The sequence below is a fragment of the Streptomyces africanus genome (genome assembly GCF_002150735.1).
In the GTDB taxonomy this organism is placed as follows: domain Bacteria; phylum Actinomycetota; class Actinomycetes; order Streptomycetales; family Streptomycetaceae; genus Streptomyces; species Streptomyces africanus.
In genome coordinates this window covers 1-15,984 of the sequence record NZ_MUKA01000109.1, presented here as the reverse complement: position 1 = coordinate 15,984, position 15,984 = coordinate 1, and the positions used below count along the sequence as shown (strand labels likewise).

General features: G+C 70.9%; 14 protein-coding genes and 1 pseudogene. 2 read left to right on the top strand and 13 right to left on the bottom strand.

Translation table 11 applies throughout. The annotated features are described in order from the left end of the window. Positions 1–87: 87 nt before the first annotated feature. Positions 88–1,671 carry an acyl-CoA mutase large subunit family protein gene (locus CCL05_RS16410; RefSeq protein WP_086561249.1) on the bottom strand — a complete coding sequence of 528 codons (1,584 nt, stop codon included), beginning with the start codon at positions 1,669–1,671 and terminating at the stop codon, positions 88–90. Positions 1,672–1,831: 160 nt separating this feature from the next. On the opposite strand from CCL05_RS16410, the gene CCL05_RS16405 reads away from it, so the two are divergent. Next, positions 1,832–2,683 (top strand): L,D-transpeptidase family protein, encoded by an 852-nt coding sequence (locus CCL05_RS16405; RefSeq protein WP_167409570.1) that lies wholly within the window; start codon positions 1,832–1,834, stop codon positions 2,681–2,683. A 157-nt stretch (positions 2,684–2,840) separates the two neighbouring features. Here the strand turns inward: CCL05_RS16405 and CCL05_RS16400 are convergent, their stop codons facing one another. From CCL05_RS16400 to CCL05_RS16345, 12 genes are all read right to left on the bottom strand, one after another. Then, positions 2,841–3,896, bottom strand: a complete 1,056-nt coding sequence (locus CCL05_RS16400; RefSeq protein ID WP_086561248.1) for a hypothetical protein — start codon at positions 3,894–3,896, stop codon at positions 2,841–2,843. Then, entirely contained in the window at positions 3,896–4,570 is a 675-nt protein-coding gene (locus CCL05_RS16395) for an RNA polymerase sigma factor (RefSeq protein WP_086561247.1), read from the bottom strand. The genes CCL05_RS16400 and CCL05_RS16395 overlap by 1 nt, the downstream gene beginning before the upstream one ends. Positions 4,571–4,920: 350 nt before the next feature. Further along, a complete protein-coding gene (locus tag CCL05_RS16390) occupies positions 4,921–6,162 on the bottom strand; it encodes an ABC transporter permease (protein WP_086561246.1) in 1,242 nt (413 codons plus the stop codon). Next, on the bottom strand, positions 6,159–6,869 hold the full coding sequence (locus CCL05_RS16385) for an ABC transporter ATP-binding protein (RefSeq protein WP_086561245.1): 711 nt from the start codon (positions 6,867–6,869) through the stop codon (positions 6,159–6,161). Before CCL05_RS16385 ends, CCL05_RS16390 begins: the two co-directional genes overlap by 4 nt. After that, positions 6,866–7,948, bottom strand: coding sequence for a peptidoglycan-binding protein (locus CCL05_RS16380; protein WP_244204299.1), 1,083 nt, complete (start codon positions 7,946–7,948; stop codon positions 6,866–6,868). Before CCL05_RS16380 ends, CCL05_RS16385 begins: the two co-directional genes overlap by 4 nt. A 182-nt stretch (positions 7,949–8,130) precedes the next feature. After that, the gene (locus CCL05_RS16375; protein ID WP_244204298.1) at positions 8,131–9,045 is read right to left on the bottom strand and encodes a hypothetical protein; all 915 of its coding nucleotides are present in this window, start codon (positions 9,043–9,045) and stop codon (positions 8,131–8,133) included. A gap of 79 nt (positions 9,046–9,124) precedes the next feature. Beyond that, on the bottom strand, positions 9,125–9,586 hold the full coding sequence (locus CCL05_RS16370) for a hypothetical protein (protein WP_244204297.1): 462 nt from the start codon (positions 9,584–9,586) through the stop codon (positions 9,125–9,127). A gap of 62 nt (positions 9,587–9,648) precedes the next feature. Continuing rightward, positions 9,649–10,422 carry a twin-arginine translocation signal domain-containing protein gene (locus CCL05_RS16365; protein ID WP_244204296.1) on the bottom strand — a complete coding sequence of 258 codons (774 nt, stop codon included), beginning with the start codon at positions 10,420–10,422 and terminating at the stop codon, positions 9,649–9,651. Beyond that, complete coding sequence (locus CCL05_RS16360) at positions 10,419–10,877, bottom strand: hypothetical protein (protein WP_086561243.1); 459 nt, start codon at positions 10,875–10,877, stop codon at positions 10,419–10,421. The genes CCL05_RS16365 and CCL05_RS16360 overlap by 4 nt, the downstream gene beginning before the upstream one ends. Positions 10,878–10,887: 10 nt before the next feature. Next, complete coding sequence (locus CCL05_RS16355) at positions 10,888–13,125, bottom strand: glycoside hydrolase domain-containing protein (protein ID WP_086561242.1); 2,238 nt, start codon at positions 13,123–13,125, stop codon at positions 10,888–10,890. Positions 13,126–13,469: 344 nt separating this feature from the next. Next, the gene (locus tag CCL05_RS16350; protein WP_086561241.1) at positions 13,470–14,399 is read right to left on the bottom strand and encodes a hypothetical protein; all 930 of its coding nucleotides are present in this window, start codon (positions 14,397–14,399) and stop codon (positions 13,470–13,472) included. Positions 14,400–14,570: 171 nt separating this feature from the next. Then, entirely contained in the window at positions 14,571–15,188 is a 618-nt protein-coding gene (locus CCL05_RS16345; protein ID WP_086561240.1) for an RNA polymerase sigma factor, read from the bottom strand. A 155-nt stretch (positions 15,189–15,343) separates the two neighbouring features. Here CCL05_RS16345 and CCL05_RS16340 point away from each other — a divergent pair. After that, positions 15,344–15,984, top strand: a pseudogene (locus tag CCL05_RS16340) (hypothetical protein); the annotation flags it as partial.

Sequence of the window (15,984 nt, the reverse complement as noted above, 5' to 3'; positions counted from 1 at the left end):
GGACGTCCGGCCGGCCCGCCGAGAGGACGCACCGGACGCCGCTCCTTGACGGGCAAACGTTGCCTGCCGGGGCACTAGGGCCGCCGGTCACCCCCGCGCGTCCGCCGGGACGTACGTCCCCCACACCTCGCGCAGGGCGTTGCAGACCTCGCCCACCGTGGCCCGGGCCCTCAGCGCGTCCTTCATCGGGTACAGGACGTTGTCCTCGCCCTCGGCGGCCTTCTTCAGGGCGGCCAGGGCCGCGTCCACCGCCGGCTGGTCGCGCTCCGCGCGGAGCCTGGCCAGGCGTTCCGCCTGCCGGGCCTCGATCGCGGGGTCGACGCGCAGGGGCTCGTACGGCTCCTCCTCGTCGAGCTGGAAGCGGTTGACGCCGACCACGACCCGCTCGCCCGAGTCGGTCTCCTGGGCGATGCGGTAGGCGCTGCGCTCGATCTCGTCCTTCTGGAAGCCGCGCTCGATCGCCTCGACCGCGCCGCCCAGCTCCTCCACCCTGTCCATCAGCTCGACGGCCGCGGCCTCGACGTCGTCCGTCATCCTCTCGATGACGTAGGAGCCCGCGAACGGGTCGACGGTCGCCGTCACGTCCGTCTCGTGGGCGAGGACCTGCTGGGTGCGCAGGGCGAGGCGCGCGGACTTGTCCGTGGGCAGTGCGATCGCCTCGTCGAAGGAGTTGGTGTGCAGCGACTGGGTGCCGCCCAGCACCGCCGCCAGGGCCTGGACCGAGACGCGGACCAGGTTCACCTCCGGCTGCTGGGCCGTCAGCTGGACGCCCGCCGTCTGCGTGTGGAAGCGCAGCATCAGCGACTTGGGGTTCCGCGCGCCGAACTCCTCCTTCATCACCCGCGCCCAGATCCGGCGCGCGGCGCGGAACTTCGCGACCTCCTCCAGGAGCGTCGTACGGGCGACGAAGAAGAAGGACAGGCGGGGCGCGAAGTCGTCGACGTCCATACCGGCCGCCACGGCCGTGCGGACGTACTCGATGCCGTCGGCGAGGGTGAAGGCGACCTCCTGCGCCGGGCTCGCGCCCGCCTCGGCCATGTGGTAGCCGGAGATCGAGATCGTGTTCCACTTCGGGATCTCGGCCTGGCAGTACTTGAAGATGTCGGCGGTCAGGCGCAGCGAGGGCTTCGGCGGGAAGATGTACGTGCCGCGGGCGATGTACTCCTTCAGCACGTCGTTCTGGACGGTGCCGGTGAGCCGGCCGGCGTCGACGCCCTGTTCCTCCGCGACCAGCTGGTAGAGGAGCAGCAGCAGGGCCGCGGGGGCGTTGATCGTCATCGACGTCGAGACCTGGTCCAGCGGGATGCCGCCGAACAGCACCCGCATGTCGTCGATCGAGTCGACGGCGACGCCCACCCTGCCTACCTCGCCGTGCGCGAGCGGGGCGTCGGAGTCGTGGCCCATCTGGGTGGGCAGGTCGAAGGCGACCGACAGGCCCGTCGTGCCGTGGGCGATCAGCTGCCGGTAACGGGCGTTGGACTCGGCGGCCGTGCCGAAGCCGGCGTACTGGCGCATCGTCCAGGGCCGGCCGGTGTACATGGTCGGGTACACGCCACGTGTGAAGGGGTACGCCCCCGGCTCCCCCAGCTTCTGCGCCGGGTCCCAGTCCCGCAGGTCGTCCGGCCCGTAGACCGGTTCGATGGGCAGCCCGGACTCCGACTCGCGCGCCATGGTCTGATGCCTCCCGCAGGACGGACTGTAGGGACCTCGCTGTAGGGACCTCGCTCACCACCATGCCCCGTGGTTCGCGCGGGGTCACCCCCGGGGAACATCTCAGGTGACATCCGGGCACACCGGTGAGACGACGGAGGGCCGCGTGCGTACCACGGGCATGGGGAGAGCAGCGATCGCAGTGGCAGTCGCCGGGGCGGCCGTGCTGGCCGGCTGTACCGTGCAGGCCCCCGACGGCGGCGGGAAGAGCCGCTCGCCGGTGCACATCGAGTTACCCGGCGACACCCCGTCCCCGGCCCGGACCCCCGACGACGGCGGCGGACCGAGCACCGCTCCCGCCCCGCCCGGCGACGACAAGCCCGGCGCCGCCCCCGTCCCGGCCCGCGTGCTGTGGTCGCGCGGCGACAGAGGCCGGGACGTCCGCGAGCTCCAGGCCCGGCTGCGGCAGGTCGCCTGGCTCTTCGACGGGCCGACCGGCACGTACGACGAGCCGACGGAGCGGGCGGTCAGCGGCTTCCAGGGCAAGCGGGGGCTGCCGCGCACCGGCAAGGCCGACAGCGTCACCTGGCAGCGGCTGCTGCGGATGACCCGCGAGCCGGGCACCTGGGACCTGTACCTGATGGGCGGCCAGCCGGCCGATCCACCGGATCCGCGCTGCAGGGCCGGACGGGTGATGTGCATCGACAAGACCAGCAGGACGCTGCGCTGGATGATCGACGGCCGGACCGTGTCGACGATGGCGGTCCGCTTCGGCTCGCGCGGCACACCGACCCGGGAGGGTGTGTTCACCGTCTACTGGAAGTCCCGCGACCATGTGTCGACGCTCTACGACTCGCCCATGCCCTACGCGATGTTCTTCAGCGGCGGCCAGGCCGTGCACTACTCCCCCGACTTCGCGGCCCGGGGCTACGCGGGCGGCTCGCACGGCTGCGTCAACGTACGGGACGAGGGGGCGATCGCAGAGTTGTACGCGCAGGTCCGCGACGGCGACAAGGTCGTCGTGTCCTGGTGAGGACGCGGCAGGGGAGATGGGGCGCGGGCGGGACCGGGGGAACGTGTCCCGCCCGCGCTCAGGTGCACGAGCCGTAGGTACGGGGGGAACCCCGGCTCCGTGCGACGGCCGATGACCAGTCGGCTCACTCATTACTGCGCCGGGGCGGCCGAAAACGTCACACCCTCGGCGAGGAGATTTTCACCGAGTACGAAACCGCAGGTCGCAGGGGTGCGAGGGACCGTGTGGACCGACCGCGGTCCGCGGCGCCGGCCCCGCCGTCCTGCCGCCCGGCGCGCTTCCCGGCCTTCCGCTCGGACTTCTTGTGGTCCTTCTTCGCGGTCTCGTCCTGCTCGCGGTCGTGCTTGCGGTCGTGCTTCCCGGACCTGTCGTCGTGGTCGCGCCGGTCCGTGTCCTGGTCGTGCCGCTGCCCCGAACCGCCGCCGGACCCGGACAGGACGCCCTTGCAGTACTTCCCGACCCGGGAGCCGCCCGCCGCGTCGCGCAGGGCGTGCCTGCGGTCGGCGTCCAGCCGCTTGCCGTCGCGGAGGTCGCGGCAGGCGGAAGCGATCTCCCTGCGGCTTTCGCCGGAACCGTCTCCCTGGTCGCCCGAGCCGGGCTTGCGGGCCGGGTCGTCGCCTGCCACGCCCCGTCCGGGGGCGCCGCCGCTCGGGGTGCCGTCGGGCGTGGACCCGCCCTGCACGGCGTCGCTCGGCGACGGTGACACCAGCGGGCGCTCGGGCGGGGTGACAGCGGCCGAGACCGAGGAACCGGGCTGCGGCTCGTCGTTGCCGAACGGTGCTTTCAGGGCTCCGGTTCCGGCCGCGAGGGCGGCACCGCCGGCCATGCCGACAGCCAGCACGGCGGCCAGGGCGAGACGCGCGGGACGGGCCCGGCGAGGCCGCCGGACACCGCCGGAGCCGCTGCCGCGCGGGGTTCCGATCCGCACCAGCCCGGCGTCGGCGACCTCCGCACCGGCCCGTCCACCGTCGGCCGCCGGAGCCGCCGCGCTGTCGGCGCGTTCCGCGCGCGCCTTGCGGAAGGCGGCCATCGCCGCGGCCTCACCGGGGAGTTCATCGCTGGTCGGCGGGGGTGCGGCGGCGAGCGCGCGGAGCGCTGCGGCGAGCCGTTCGGCCTCGCCCCGGGCGGCGCCGTCGACAGCTTCCGGTGGCTCTCCGCTCAGCAAACGCTCCGCCGTTTCGCGGTCCAGCCACCTGTGCTGCTCGTCGGCCATCACACATCCTTCTGCGTCCGTGCGACGCTATGCGTCACACGTGCGGACGCCATGGCACCGCCACGCGGTTCTCGCTGAGGAGGCAGGGCGTCGAGCACCCCGGCCGATTCCGGATCGGCCTCCGGATCATCGCCGAGCAGTTCGGCGAGCCGCTTCAGGCCCCGGTGAGCCGCCGTACGGACGGCGCCCGGGCGCTTGCCGAGGGTCTCGGCGGCGGTCTTCGCGTCGAGCCCCACCACCACGCGCAGCACGACCGCCTCGGCCTGGTCCTGCGGCAGCCGGGAGATCAGCGAGAACGTGCCGTCGGTGGCCAGCGCCTCGATGGCCTCGTCGGCGGTGTCGGACTCGGCGGCCCGGCCGGTCAGTTCCGTCTCGTCGCCGCCGATCGCGGGCCGGCGCCCGCGCATGCGTATGTGGTCCAGCGCGCGGTTGCGGGCGATACGGGCGGCCCAGCCGCGGAAGCGGTCCGCGTCGCCGGTGAACCGCTCCAGGTCCCGGGCGATCTGCAACCAGGCCTCGGACGTCACGTCCTCGGCGTCGGGGTCGCCGACCAGCGTCCGTACGTACCCGAGCAGCCGCGGGTGCACGGCCCGGTACACAGTCCGGAACGCGGTCTCGTCTCCGTCCTGTGCCGCACGCACCGCGGCGGTCAGCTCCGCGTCGTCCCCCAGCACCGCGCGCCCTTCTGCGCCTGAGCCGGCGCCGCTTTCGCGGACCGGGTTCTCGCCGTCGTGGTTCCTCAATTGATGGTTGCGGTCTGATCACCGCAGGTGGTTGCGGTGTGGTCACCGCAGGTGGTTGCGGTGGTCTTGGTGCCTCCGCGTTGGCGCGAAAGGCACGTTACGACCTGAAACCACTCCCCGTCCATGTCCGTCCATGATGCAACTAACCCGTGACACGGTGGGGTGTGACAGAAAACGCACCGCGGGCGCTGTAGGGAGTACGGGCCGCCGCGCGGCCCGCACCGCGCGACGGCCGGGGCCTCTCCTGTGGGGGGTGGCGGCCCCGGCCGTCTCCGGCGCGATCAACGGCGCAGCGCTTCGACGGGCGGGATCCGGGACGCTCTCCACGCCGGGTACATGCCCGCCAGCAGACCGGCGGCCAGGCCGAGGGTGGGGGCGACGGCCAGGGTGGCGGGGTCGATCACCGGTGTCCACTGCTTCGCCGCGGCGACCGTGACCACGACGACGGTGCCGATCGAGGTGCCGACGAGGCCTCCGACGAGGCCGAGCGCCGCGGACTCGGTCAGGAACTGCAGGGTGATGTGGATGCCGCGCGCCCCCAGAGCGCGCCGCAGCCCGATTTCTCCGGTTCGTTCCAGCACTGCCACCAAAGTGGTGTTGGCGATTCCGACTGCCCCGATGATGAGGCACACCCCTGCGAGGAGCAGGAACAGCTGGCTCAGGTCATCGCTGACCGCGGTACGCAGGGACCGCGGGTCGGGGGGCGGTGTCACCTTGAAGTACTCGGGGTGGTCCGGGCGCAGGGCGACGGCCGCCTCGTCCGCGATCTGGGCGGCGGCGCCGAGCCGGGTCGAGATCAGCATCTGCGCTCCCTCGTCCGTGGGGGCTCCCCACGTCCGTTCGGCGACCGAACGCGGCACCGTGATGGACATCAGCAGCTCCGGCTTCCGCTCGACGTCCTTCAGGATGCCGATCACGGTGAAGGCGGTGTCGCCGATGAAGACGGCGGGGTGAGTGCGCAGCGTGGTGATACCGAGACGTGCCGCGGTGGCCGAGCCGATGACGGCGACCGCCTGGTGATGCGTTTCGTGAAAGCCGTCGAATGCCCTGCCCTCGACGAACCGGGCTTGTGATGCCTGCCAGACACCGGGGGAGGCGGCGATCACCTGTGTCCGGGCATCGACGCTGTTGGCCGTGCCGACCGGGGCGGCTCGCACTGCTTGTTGCGGCCCGAGCCGGACACTCCAGAACACACCCGCGGCGAGCGCGCCGTTCAGCCGGGTGATGCGGGCGTCGGCGTTGTGCGGGAACGACATGTCCCGGGCCGCGGCGTTTCTGGGGCCGACGTCCGTGACGCTGACTTCGGTAGCGGTCAGCGAGTTGAACCGATGGTCGATCTGAGAAGTGGCCGTTCCGGTGAGACCCAGGACCGCGATGAACGCGCCGACACCGAGAACGGTTCCGAGGGCGGTGAGAACCGACCGGGCCGGCCGCTGAAGCATGCCGGCCACGGCTTCGGACAGCAGATCGCGCACGGCCAGCCGGGACCGTTCCGGAGCGGCGCCGCGCCGGTGCTTCGTCATGCCGCCTCCGACCGGTGGGCGGAGTCATGGAGGACGCCGTCGCGGATCGTGATGGTGCGCTGTCCGTGCTGTGCGACCTGACGATCATGGGTGATCACGACGATGGTCATACCGTCGCGGTGCAGGGTGTCCAGCAGTTCGAGCAGGGATGCGGACGTGGCGGAGTCCAGATTGCCCGTCGGCTCGTCACACAGCAGGAGTGAGGGTTCCCCCACGAGGGCGCGCGCGACCGCCACGCGCTGCCGTTCGCCGCCCGACATCTGGGTGGGGAGGGCCGCGGCACGGTGGGCGAGGCCCACGCGCTCCAGGACCGCGGCGGCTCGCGCACGGCGCTGTGGGCGGGGAACGGCCCGGTAGACCATGGCGAGTTCGACGTTCTCCAGCGCGCTGCGATGGGGAAGAAGGTGGAAGGCCTGGAAGACGAACCCGATCCGTTCGCCCCGCAGAGCAGCCAGACGGGTGGCGCTCAGGGCCGCCGTGTCGATCCCGTTCAACAGGTACTGGCCTTGCGTGGGGGTGTCCAGGAGCCCCGCGATGTTGAGCAGCGTGGACTTGCCCGAGCCCGACGGCCCCACCACGGTGACGAACTCCCCGTCGGCGATGCGCAGATCACAGGGGTGCAGGGCATGGACAGCCGGAGGACCGGGGTAGGTGAGTCCGACGCCGCGGAACTCGATGACCGCGCTGCCGTGGAGGGTCGTGGTCACGGCCCGCCCACAGCCGCTCTCGTGTCCACGCCTACGACCACCTGGGCACCAGCCTCGAGGCGTGCGCCCTTCCGCGGAACGATCTCCACGTATCCGTCCCCTGACACGCCGACGGTGACGGGGATCCGGCGCTCCTTCTGCCCTGTCCTCTCGGTGACGCTGGTCAGGCCGTCGGCACCGGTCGAGACAGCCGACGAGGGCACAGCGAGAACCTTGCCCTGGGAGGAGGCCGCCACAACGGTCAGCTGCACGTTCTCGCCGTTCAGTTTCATGGGCAATGGCTGGGACGGTGTCACCTCGACCGTGTACTTCTGCTCGCCCGACTCCTCGCCGCCGTCTTTCGCGGTGGTGCGCTCCATGCTGATGGACTCGACTTCTCCGAGGTACTCGCGGCCCGCCGTATCGGAATAGATCCGCACTTTCTGGCCCGCGCGGATCATCCCCTTTTCCTGCGGTGTCACGGAACCCTCGACGGTGAGCGCACCAGCGGACAGGGACAGCAGGCTCTCCCCGGCTTCCTCCCCCACTTTCGTACGCACTTCCTCGACGTACGCAGGGAAGGACCGGACGTAAACCACTTCCGACATCGGGAAGGTGGGAACCGTGCGAGGCGGGTCGTTCTCAGGCTTCGCCAACGGGGAAGAAGCCGCTTCGCCGGGTTCGGGTGCGGGATCCTTCTCGGCCAGGCTCACGGGAGCTTCGGTGGCCGGTACTTCGTAACCGATGGACCGATAGAAGGAGGTGACAGCCTGTTCGGTGCCCGGGCCGAAGACTCCTGAAAGGTCGTTACCCGTGGGGTGGCCGGAATTCCGAAGCGCCGCCTGCAGCTGAGCGACGTCCTCACCGCGCTTGCCGGGCACCAGGTCGCGGTAGGCGGGGACGTCGCCCTTCAGGACGAACAGCGGACGCCCCGAAACCTCGAGAAGCACCTGCCCGGCGGCGAGCTTGTGGCCCGGAGCTGCCTTGACCTTCGTCACCACCGAACGGCCGGCGTCTTCGCCTGCCTTGGGGCCGGAAGAGATGTCGGTGTGCTGGGAAGCGGTGACCTTCCCCCGGGTGATCAGGGCCTGGGAGATCACCCGATGCTCCACTCGTGCCGTGAGGATGTCCGGCGGCGGAGGAGCCGTGTCCGCGGCGACCTGCGCCGGAGACTTGATGAGGAGAGCGGCGCCCGCGCCCGCTCCGGTACACAGGAGACAGGCCAGGATCAGGACACCGAGAGCTTTCCGGCGCCGGGCCAGGCCAGGAGAACCGCGCGACATCAGGACCCCGCTATGACGTCGGCGGCCTTCTTCACGGCCTCGTTCAGGGACTTTCTTTCCCCGTTCAGCTGCTCGGGCCGTGACTCGATCTCTTCGTTCTGGATCGCCACCTCGGCGTCGAACCAGATCTTGGCGACCTTGGTCTTGTCCCGGCAGGAAATGTCGGCGGTCGCGGTCCTGATCTCGAGCGGCGTGACGCTCCGCGAGCCGAACTGCGGGTCGTCGCTGGCGTCGAGCGGCCGTGGGTAATGGAAACCGCTCGCCTTCATGCAGTCGGACCAGGCCTTGAACGCTTCGACAACCTCGGGGCTCTGCTGAGACTGGGCGAAGGTCTCGTTGCTGATCGTCTGGGCGATCGTGGTGTTAGCGGCGCCGGCGGAGATCTTGCGATCGGCCTCGCCGAGGCAGCCGCCCTCCGGTACGGGCTTGCCCCCCACCTTCTTGGCGCCGCCCTCCAAGGCCTGCGTATCCGGGCCGGTGCCCGACGTACCGTCCAGGGCGCCCTCTTCGACGGCCTGGTCGTACGCTTCCTGCTCATCGGCCGCCGGCTTGTACCCCCGCTCCTTGGCGAGCGCCATGTCGTGAATCCCGTAGCGCCAGTCGACGAGGGTCTTGCCGCCGATACGCGGCAGGTCGGCAGCCGGCTCCCACGAGAAGCCGAAACCCTTCATGCAATCGCTGATCAGGATCTTTCGAGCCTGTGAAATCTGCTTTCGCTCGGCGTCCGACGGCAGGTATCCCTCGATCGGGAGCACCCACGTCGCAGGATCGGCCGGGTCGAAGGAAACTGTGGGCTTCGGTGTCGCCACCGACGGATTCGCCGTGGTCGCGTCGCCCGAGCAACCGGCGACCGATACCAACGTTGCCGCGATCACCAGCGAACCGATGCTCGCTCGCCTGGCCTTCATGCGCATGGGTGTACCTACTACCAAAGCTTGCTGCGACCTGCTGCCGGCTGCACAGCCGACAGCAGGTTCGCAATGCGTGGACGAATCAGAGCGTCTGCCAAGCGAACGAGGCGTTCTCGTTCTTGGTCACCGAGAGGTTGGTCTGAGAACGCGGGCTGGACCAGTCCGCGGATCCCTTGTAACCGCTGTTGAAATACGTCACGGCGTAATACGTCGAGTGCTTGTTCTTCACCGAGGCGCCGTTGTTCTTGATGCCCTGCAGGTTTCCGCTTCCGCCGTGGCAGAACTTCAGCGGCTGGGTGCCTCCCTGAGGAGCCCCGCCGATCCGCTCGTCAGCGAAGTCCCAGACGCTGTAGCCGACGTTGCGGTAAGCGCCGCCGTAATCCGAGTTGTAGTAGATCGCGTACTTGAAGGTGGAGGTCGCCTGGGACTTTTCGCAGGCTTCGGGGCTCATCTGGTTCTCGTACCCGTTGGCATGGGCGGCGGGGGTCATAAAAGCCCCCATCACCACCACTGTTGCTGCCACAACGGCGAACTTTCTCTTCACGTCCTTCTCCTTGATTGGTCGACTTCATACCCGGAAGTCGAGACAGATCTGCCGAAGCGGCGTCAGGCCGCTTTCCGCTGGCGGCGGGCGAGGGCGTCGGCGGCGGCGCGGCGGCGCTTGTCGTGGACGTCCACGAGGATGCCGGCGCCCTCACCGGCGGTCGTCTCGCCGACGCGGAGGCGTTCGGCGACGGTCGCCAGGCGGGTGTCGTCGGGGCCGACGGCGAGGTAGAAGAGGGCCTCGTCGACGGCGCGGTCGTCGCCGCCCCAGCGGACCACGCCGTCGAGTTCGGCGAGGATGTCACGGAGAACCGCGAGTTCCAGGGGGAAGTAGCCGCCCTTCGTGCCGGGCGGGTAGTGGCCGGGCCGGATGCGGACGGCGGTGCCGGAAGCCAGGTTGCGGGCGGCCCCCCGGAGCCCCTTCGGGGCGGTCCAGCCGACGGCCTCGCCGGGCTGGAGTTCCGCGATCTCGTAGTGGAAGCGGCGGACGAGGTGGACCAGGACGGTCTCGGGAGCGCCGAGCCGGATCTGGAGATCCGTCACCGGGGTCCCCGGCACGGGCCGGGTGGCGATGGATCCGCCCTGGTCGGCGGCGGTCTCCATGTCCCACCCGTTGGCCGACCGGGTCCCGGTGAGGAGTCGCTCGTTGCGTGCCTCGGCCCGTGCGACGCCCTCGCGGACGGCCTTGGGGAAGGTGTAGTCCCGCGGCTCGGCGGCGTACGCGGGGGACGCCAGCGCCTGCGAGTGCGGAAGCGCCGCCGCGGCGGCGGTGACGGCGGCGGCGCGCAGCAGGAAGCCTCTGCGGGACAGCGGGCGGCGGGCGGGAGTGGCGCTCACGTGGTCCTCTTCTCGGGATGCTCGGGTGTGGTGGTTCGGCGGTGTTCGGCGACGGCGATCAGGGCGAGCGTCACCGCGATCACCGCACAGCCCGTCATCACGGGCGTGACGAAGCCGGGGACGGCTGCCGAGTAGGAACCACCGGACGACATGCGGCAGTCGAGGGCGGGCGGCAGGTAGGACACGCGGTAGCCGCTCACCTGCCCGTACAGCGAGGGGTTCGCGTCCTGGCAGGCCTGGGCGGTGCCGCTCTCGTCGAGGAAGAGCGACACCAGACCCCAGACGTAGGCGACTGCGGCGAGGGCTCCGGCGAGCGCGGCGCCGCCGCGTGCCACGGCCCCCGGGCCGCCCCTGCCGATCGCCGGGAAGCCGTATCCGGCGAGGGAGAAGGCGGTGACGGCGGCGACGACGATGCCGATCAGCAGGGGCAGGGCGGCGGGATACGAGGAGGTCATGGCGACCACCTCACCCGGCGGCGAGCTGCCGGACAAGGTTGTTGTACTTCTCGAAGATCTGGTAGAGCCCCATCCGCTTGGCGGCGTCGGCCCTGGCCTCGTTGCCGAAGCCCTGGTAGCGGCGGATGATCTCGAAGATCTCGCCCTCGGTGTAGTCCAGGCTCATGGCGCGCAGCTTGGTCTCGCCGGCCGGGGGGTTCTGGCCACCGGGCTTGCCCGCGACGCCCCAGAGGTGGATCAGCGGCACGGTCCGCATGGTGAAGGCGTTGTCCTTGTTGACCTTCTGCCACATCGTCCAGATGTCGGCGTCCTTGGTCGGATCCAGGCGGGTGCCCGTGACGAAGCCGTTGTCGATGCAGAAGTTCCAGGCGCGGATGCCGTTCGCACCGCTGATCTGCCCGATGCCGGTCGAGGAGTCCTTGACGACGCCGATGCCGTTGAGGTGGTACTGGGCGACCTGGTGGTCCACGGTCTGGTCGATCAGGTCGTAGTGCCGCATCTCCCAGTAGGCGGAGGTCTGGATCATCGCCTTGCGCATGCTGTACGCATGGGACAGCTGGGTGGTCTGCGCGTCGTACGACATGATCGTCTCGAAGCACTGGGTGTGCGTGAAGAGACGCGCCTCGGTGCCGGTGCCGCCGTCGTCCTCGTAGCCGATGCTGCGCATGTAGCGGCTGAGGTCGTCGTGCAGGGCGTTGAGGAACGAGCCGTCGAAGCCGACGTCGGGGCGCGGCGGCCGGGGCGCGTTGAAGGAACTCTGGCCGGTGTCACGGCCCGAGGCGATGTTGACGTCGATCTCGATGGCGCCGGTGCCGGAGCCCACGCTGCGGGTGACGATCTGGTCGTACGCCCAGTCGGCGGGCAGCGGGTAGCCGAAGTTGCCGGAGAAGCCGGAGGACATGTCGGAGACGAACGAGGCGGTGGAGTGCCCGGCCTCGCCGACCCGGGTGCAGACGTTGCGCGGCCCGTACACACCGACCGCGAACCCCGCGCCGTCGACCTCCAGCGCGTCCACGATGCCCTTGAAGTGCGGCAGGACGTTCGACGTCACCTCGTGGTCGAGCGCGTCGAAGTCGACGGCGAAGAAGATCCGGGTGCCGGACTTGAAGCCGTGGTCGAGGGCGGCGTTGGCGGCGGCCTGGCCGGCGGCCCGTCCGGCGGCGTAGTTGAAGCCGTCGGCGTCCCGGCCGTACGTCTGGTAGATCGGGAAGCAGCGCAGGCCGTTCGCAGCGATGGTGGCCAGCTCGCCGGGCTGGATGGCCTTCTCGGGGAGAGACGTGGCGCTGGGGTTGGTGAGGTAGCGGCCTATGTACTTCACGCCGGCCGCCTTGAGGGCCGCCGCCCGCGCGTCAGTGATCTTGGTGACGCCGTCGCAAGCCTCGCCGCTGCGGCTCTGGTCACCGTAGGAGACGAGGAGGGAGGCCCAGGTGGAGAAGTCGCCCTTGCCGGTGACCGGGAGTTTCGCGAAGGACTGGAAGCTCTGGACTGCGGTGGAGACCGCGCTGGTGAAGTTGCCGAAGGCGACCGACCTCTGGTTGAGGATCATCGCGCCGGTGAAGAGCCGCGCCCAGTTGCCGGAGCTGCCGACCGACAGGGTGTGCGACTTGAGGCCGGTCTGGGTGCCGGGACCGAAGACACCGTTGGCGGTCCCGTCCGCCATCCCGAGCTCGTACTGGACGGCGAAGAGCATCGACTTGGCGACGTCGCGCGAGTGGTGGCCGTCGCAGGGGATGACGTAGAAGTCCTTGCGCAGGATGTACTGGCCGTTGAGCCACTGCTGCACCGAACGGACCGTGCTGGAGCCGCCGCTGACGGTGACGTACGCGTCCATGTTGAACAGGCCCTTGATGACCTTCGGCCACAGCGCGCTGCCCGGGTAGACCGCGCTCAGCCCCATGTCGGCGTTGAGCTGGGAGACGGACTGCTGCATGCGGGCGCTGTACGTCCCGTCGATGGCGCTGCCGTCGTAGCCCTTGCAGTACAGGGCGGACTGGAGGATCCGGCAGAAGTCCGCGGACGGCACGTTGGACGCGTCGATCTTGCCGTACTTCTCCGCGATGGCTGCCAGGGTGGTCGGCCCGAAGCTGTTCGACAGGCTGGTGATGCCCAGCTCGTACTGGAGCGCGCGGGTCAGGGCGTACATGGTCGGCCAGCCGGTCTGCCCGTTCTCCTCGACGGTCATGCCGATGCGGCTGCCGTACGTGCGGTTGATGAAGACCTGGGCTTGACGCACCATCTCGTCGGCCATGAAGTGCCCTCTCGGCAGGGATGCGGGGCCGCCTGAGGTCAAGCGGCACGTGATCGGTGGAGCGGCACGGGCCCTGCGAAGGGGAAAAGGGAATGCGCGGGTGTGGTCAATGCCCGTGGGAAGCTTTTGACTTGACCATTGCATGGCCCGTGCATCAGACGATCTTGGATCGATCCCTGCAATAGCACGCAGAACGGGCCAGGTCAGCGGTCTTTTGTGATGAACCCGTGCCCGAGGTGACGCCGAACGTGCACACAACCTTTTGCCCGCTCGTGCGTCTCAACGGCACAGCGGGATGCGGAATGTGTTGGGCCGTCACCTTTGAGTGAATGCCGGTGATTTCGCTACGGACGGCGGCCGTTGGGCTGGGCGGGCTTGCCCTTGGCCCCGGACGAGGTGCCGTCGTCGGCGCCGTCGCCGCCGCCGCTTCGCGCGGCCCCCGAGCCGTTGTCCGCGCCCGCCGAGCCGTTGCCGGCGCGGGCGGAACCGGGGGCGTCCGCGCTCTTCTTCGGCCGGGCGGTGCTGCCGGGCTTCGCTCCGGCCCGGGCCAGTTGCTCCGCGCAGAACGCCGTGATGTTCCTCTCACCGCCCGCGGCCTGGACGAGGCGCTTCCAGGCCGTCGCGCCCATGGCCTTGCCCCGGCCGTCGACCTGTTCGTAGGCACGGCAGTGGGCCTCGGTGTCCTGGGCGGCGGCCGGGCGGTCCGGGCGCGCGGACGCGGAGCCGGGCGCGGAACCGGACATGGAACCGGACATGGAACCGGACGGGGGCCCGGCGGGCTGGCCCGCCGAGGCGCCGGGGGCGCGGGTGGAGGCGGGCGGGCGACCTCGGTCGTCGGCGCCGTCCGAGGAGCCCGCGGAGCCGATCGCCGCGACCGCGACCCCGCCCAGCGTGAGACTGGCGAGCAGCACGGAGAGCGTGGCCTTCAGCGAACGGCCCGGATACCGCCGCTCCCGGGGCCGCCAGTCGTCGCGGCGGCGGGTGCGGGCCCGGTGCGCGCCGGCGTCCCGGGCGGCCAGGAAGGCGGCCACCGCCCGCTGTTCGGCCTCGGCGTCGATCCGGTCCCGGACGAGGGCGGCCACGAGCAGCGCTTCCAGCTCGGCTTCGTCGAAGACGTGCCGGGTGCCGGGGCCCGGGCCGTCGAGGCCGGCCGTCCCGCGGTGGCCGGGCAGCCGGCCGTCGGCGTCCCGCGCCGCCCGGTGGTCGCAGGCGGGGCCCCCAGGGTGTGCACGCCGACGGCCCGGAAGCCCGCCGCCGTTCTGCTGTTCACCCATGTCCTGTTCCGTCCCTGCTCGATCCACGCGTCCCGCGGTGCCCGCCGGGTCCATGCGACCCGGCCGGCCCGGCGTTCCGGCCCGGCGTTCCGGGACCGATCCATACGTCTCGCTCGTCCGCCCTGTTCAGGGCACCGGACCCGGCGACTCCGCCCGGCCCGCCGGCATCGTTCATTTCGACTCCCCCAGCGTCCGGGGAGCCTCATCCGTCACACCTTCGGCGCCCAGCCGGGTGGCCAGGCGTTTCAAACCCCGGTACGCGGCCGTCCGTACGGCACCCGGCCGCTTGCCCAGGACCCGGGCGGCGGCGGGTCCGTCCAGGCCCACCACGACACGCAGCAGCACGGCCTCGGCCTGGTCCTGCGGCAGTCCCCCGACCAGCCGCAAGGCCTGCTCGGTGGACATGGCCTCCAGCGCCTGGTCGTGGGTGTTGTGCGGCCCGGGCAGGTCCAGCACGTCCTGCTCCAGCGCGGACGACCTCGGCCGTACACGCCGGCGGCGCAGATGGTCCAGCGCCCGGTGCCGCGCGATGGTCGCCGTCCAGCCGCGGAACCCGGCCCCGTCGCCCTTGAACCGCCCCAGGTCCCGGGCGATCTCCAGCCAGGCGTCGGAGGCCACGTCCTCCGCGTCGTCCCCGACCAGTCCGCGCAAGTAGCCGAGCAGTCCGGGCTGCACGATCCGGTAGGCGACCGCGAAGGCCGCCTCGTCGCCGTCCTGGGCCCGCTCGACGGCCTCGCCCAGTTCCCCGTCGCGCGGCTGTGCGCGCCGGGGTTCCTCTCGCTGGCCCAAGAACCGTCCTCGTTCGTACTGAGTTGCCCTCCACGATCATCAGCGCCGCGCCCCCGAGAAATGTCACAGGTGATGTTTGGCCACAGATGTGCGCTGGGTGAGTGGCACCTGTGCGTCAGCAGGTGCCGATGTGACCATTTCTAGGGGTGGGGTAATTGAGTCCTCGCAGCACGCGCGCGTACCGACCGCTGAGCCTGAAGAGACGGGCGTGGCTGACCATCGGCGCCGTCGTCCTGAGCGGAGCAGGGGTCGTCACGTACGCGATGGCCGATCCGACCGGCGGTTCCGGCGGCGCGAACCAGGGCCGCAAGCCGGCCGTTCACACCGTGAAGCTCAAGGAGAAGGGCTCCGGGCGCAAGGGTCTGCCCAAACAGGACACGGACCGGTTCAGCGCGGTGCTGGTGACCTGGAACGACCCGGACGCCCGGGTCCGGGGCACGGCCGAGGTGCGGACCCGGGATCTGGAGAGCCGGCGCTGGTCGGGCTGGCAGAAGCTGTCCGCCGACCCGGCGCAGGCCGACGGCGCCGAGGGCGAGCGGGCCGCGCTGCGCGGCGGTACCGAGTCCCTCTGGACCGGCGACGCGGACGGCGTCGAGGTGCGCGTCGTGAAGGCGGACGGCACGGAGGCGGGTGGCCAGCCCGCCGGCATGGACGTGAAGCTCCTCGACCCGGGCACCGACCCGAAGGGCGCCGTCCGGCCCGCGGCCTACGCCGAGGAGACCCCTGCCCCGACGACGACTCCCACCGGGACCCCGACCGAGACGGCCACCCCGACCGAGACGGCCACGCCGAGCGA

Coding starts and splice junctions, on each gene's coding strand:
- CCL05_RS16405 (WP_167409570.1), top strand. CDS start 1,832: ATGGGGAGAGCAGCGATCGCAGTGGCAGTCGCCGGGGCGGCCGTGCTG.
- CCL05_RS16350 (WP_086561241.1), bottom strand. CDS start 14,399: ATGGGTGAACAGCAGAACGGCGGCGGGCTTCCGGGCCGTCGGCGTGCA.
- CCL05_RS16360 (WP_086561243.1), bottom strand. CDS start 10,877: ATGACCTCCTCGTATCCCGCCGCCCTGCCCCTGCTGATCGGCATCGTC.
- CCL05_RS16400 (WP_086561248.1), bottom strand. CDS start 3,896: ATGGCCGACGAGCAGCACAGGTGGCTGGACCGCGAAACGGCGGAGCGT.
- CCL05_RS16355 (WP_086561242.1), bottom strand. CDS start 13,125: ATGGCCGACGAGATGGTGCGTCAAGCCCAGGTCTTCATCAACCGCACG.
- CCL05_RS16390 (WP_086561246.1), bottom strand. CDS start 6,162: ATGACGAAGCACCGGCGCGGCGCCGCTCCGGAACGGTCCCGGCTGGCC.
- CCL05_RS16410 (WP_086561249.1), bottom strand. CDS start 1,671: ATGGCGCGCGAGTCGGAGTCCGGGCTGCCCATCGAACCGGTCTACGGG.
- CCL05_RS16375 (WP_244204298.1), bottom strand. CDS start 9,045: ATGCGCATGAAGGCCAGGCGAGCGAGCATCGGTTCGCTGGTGATCGCG.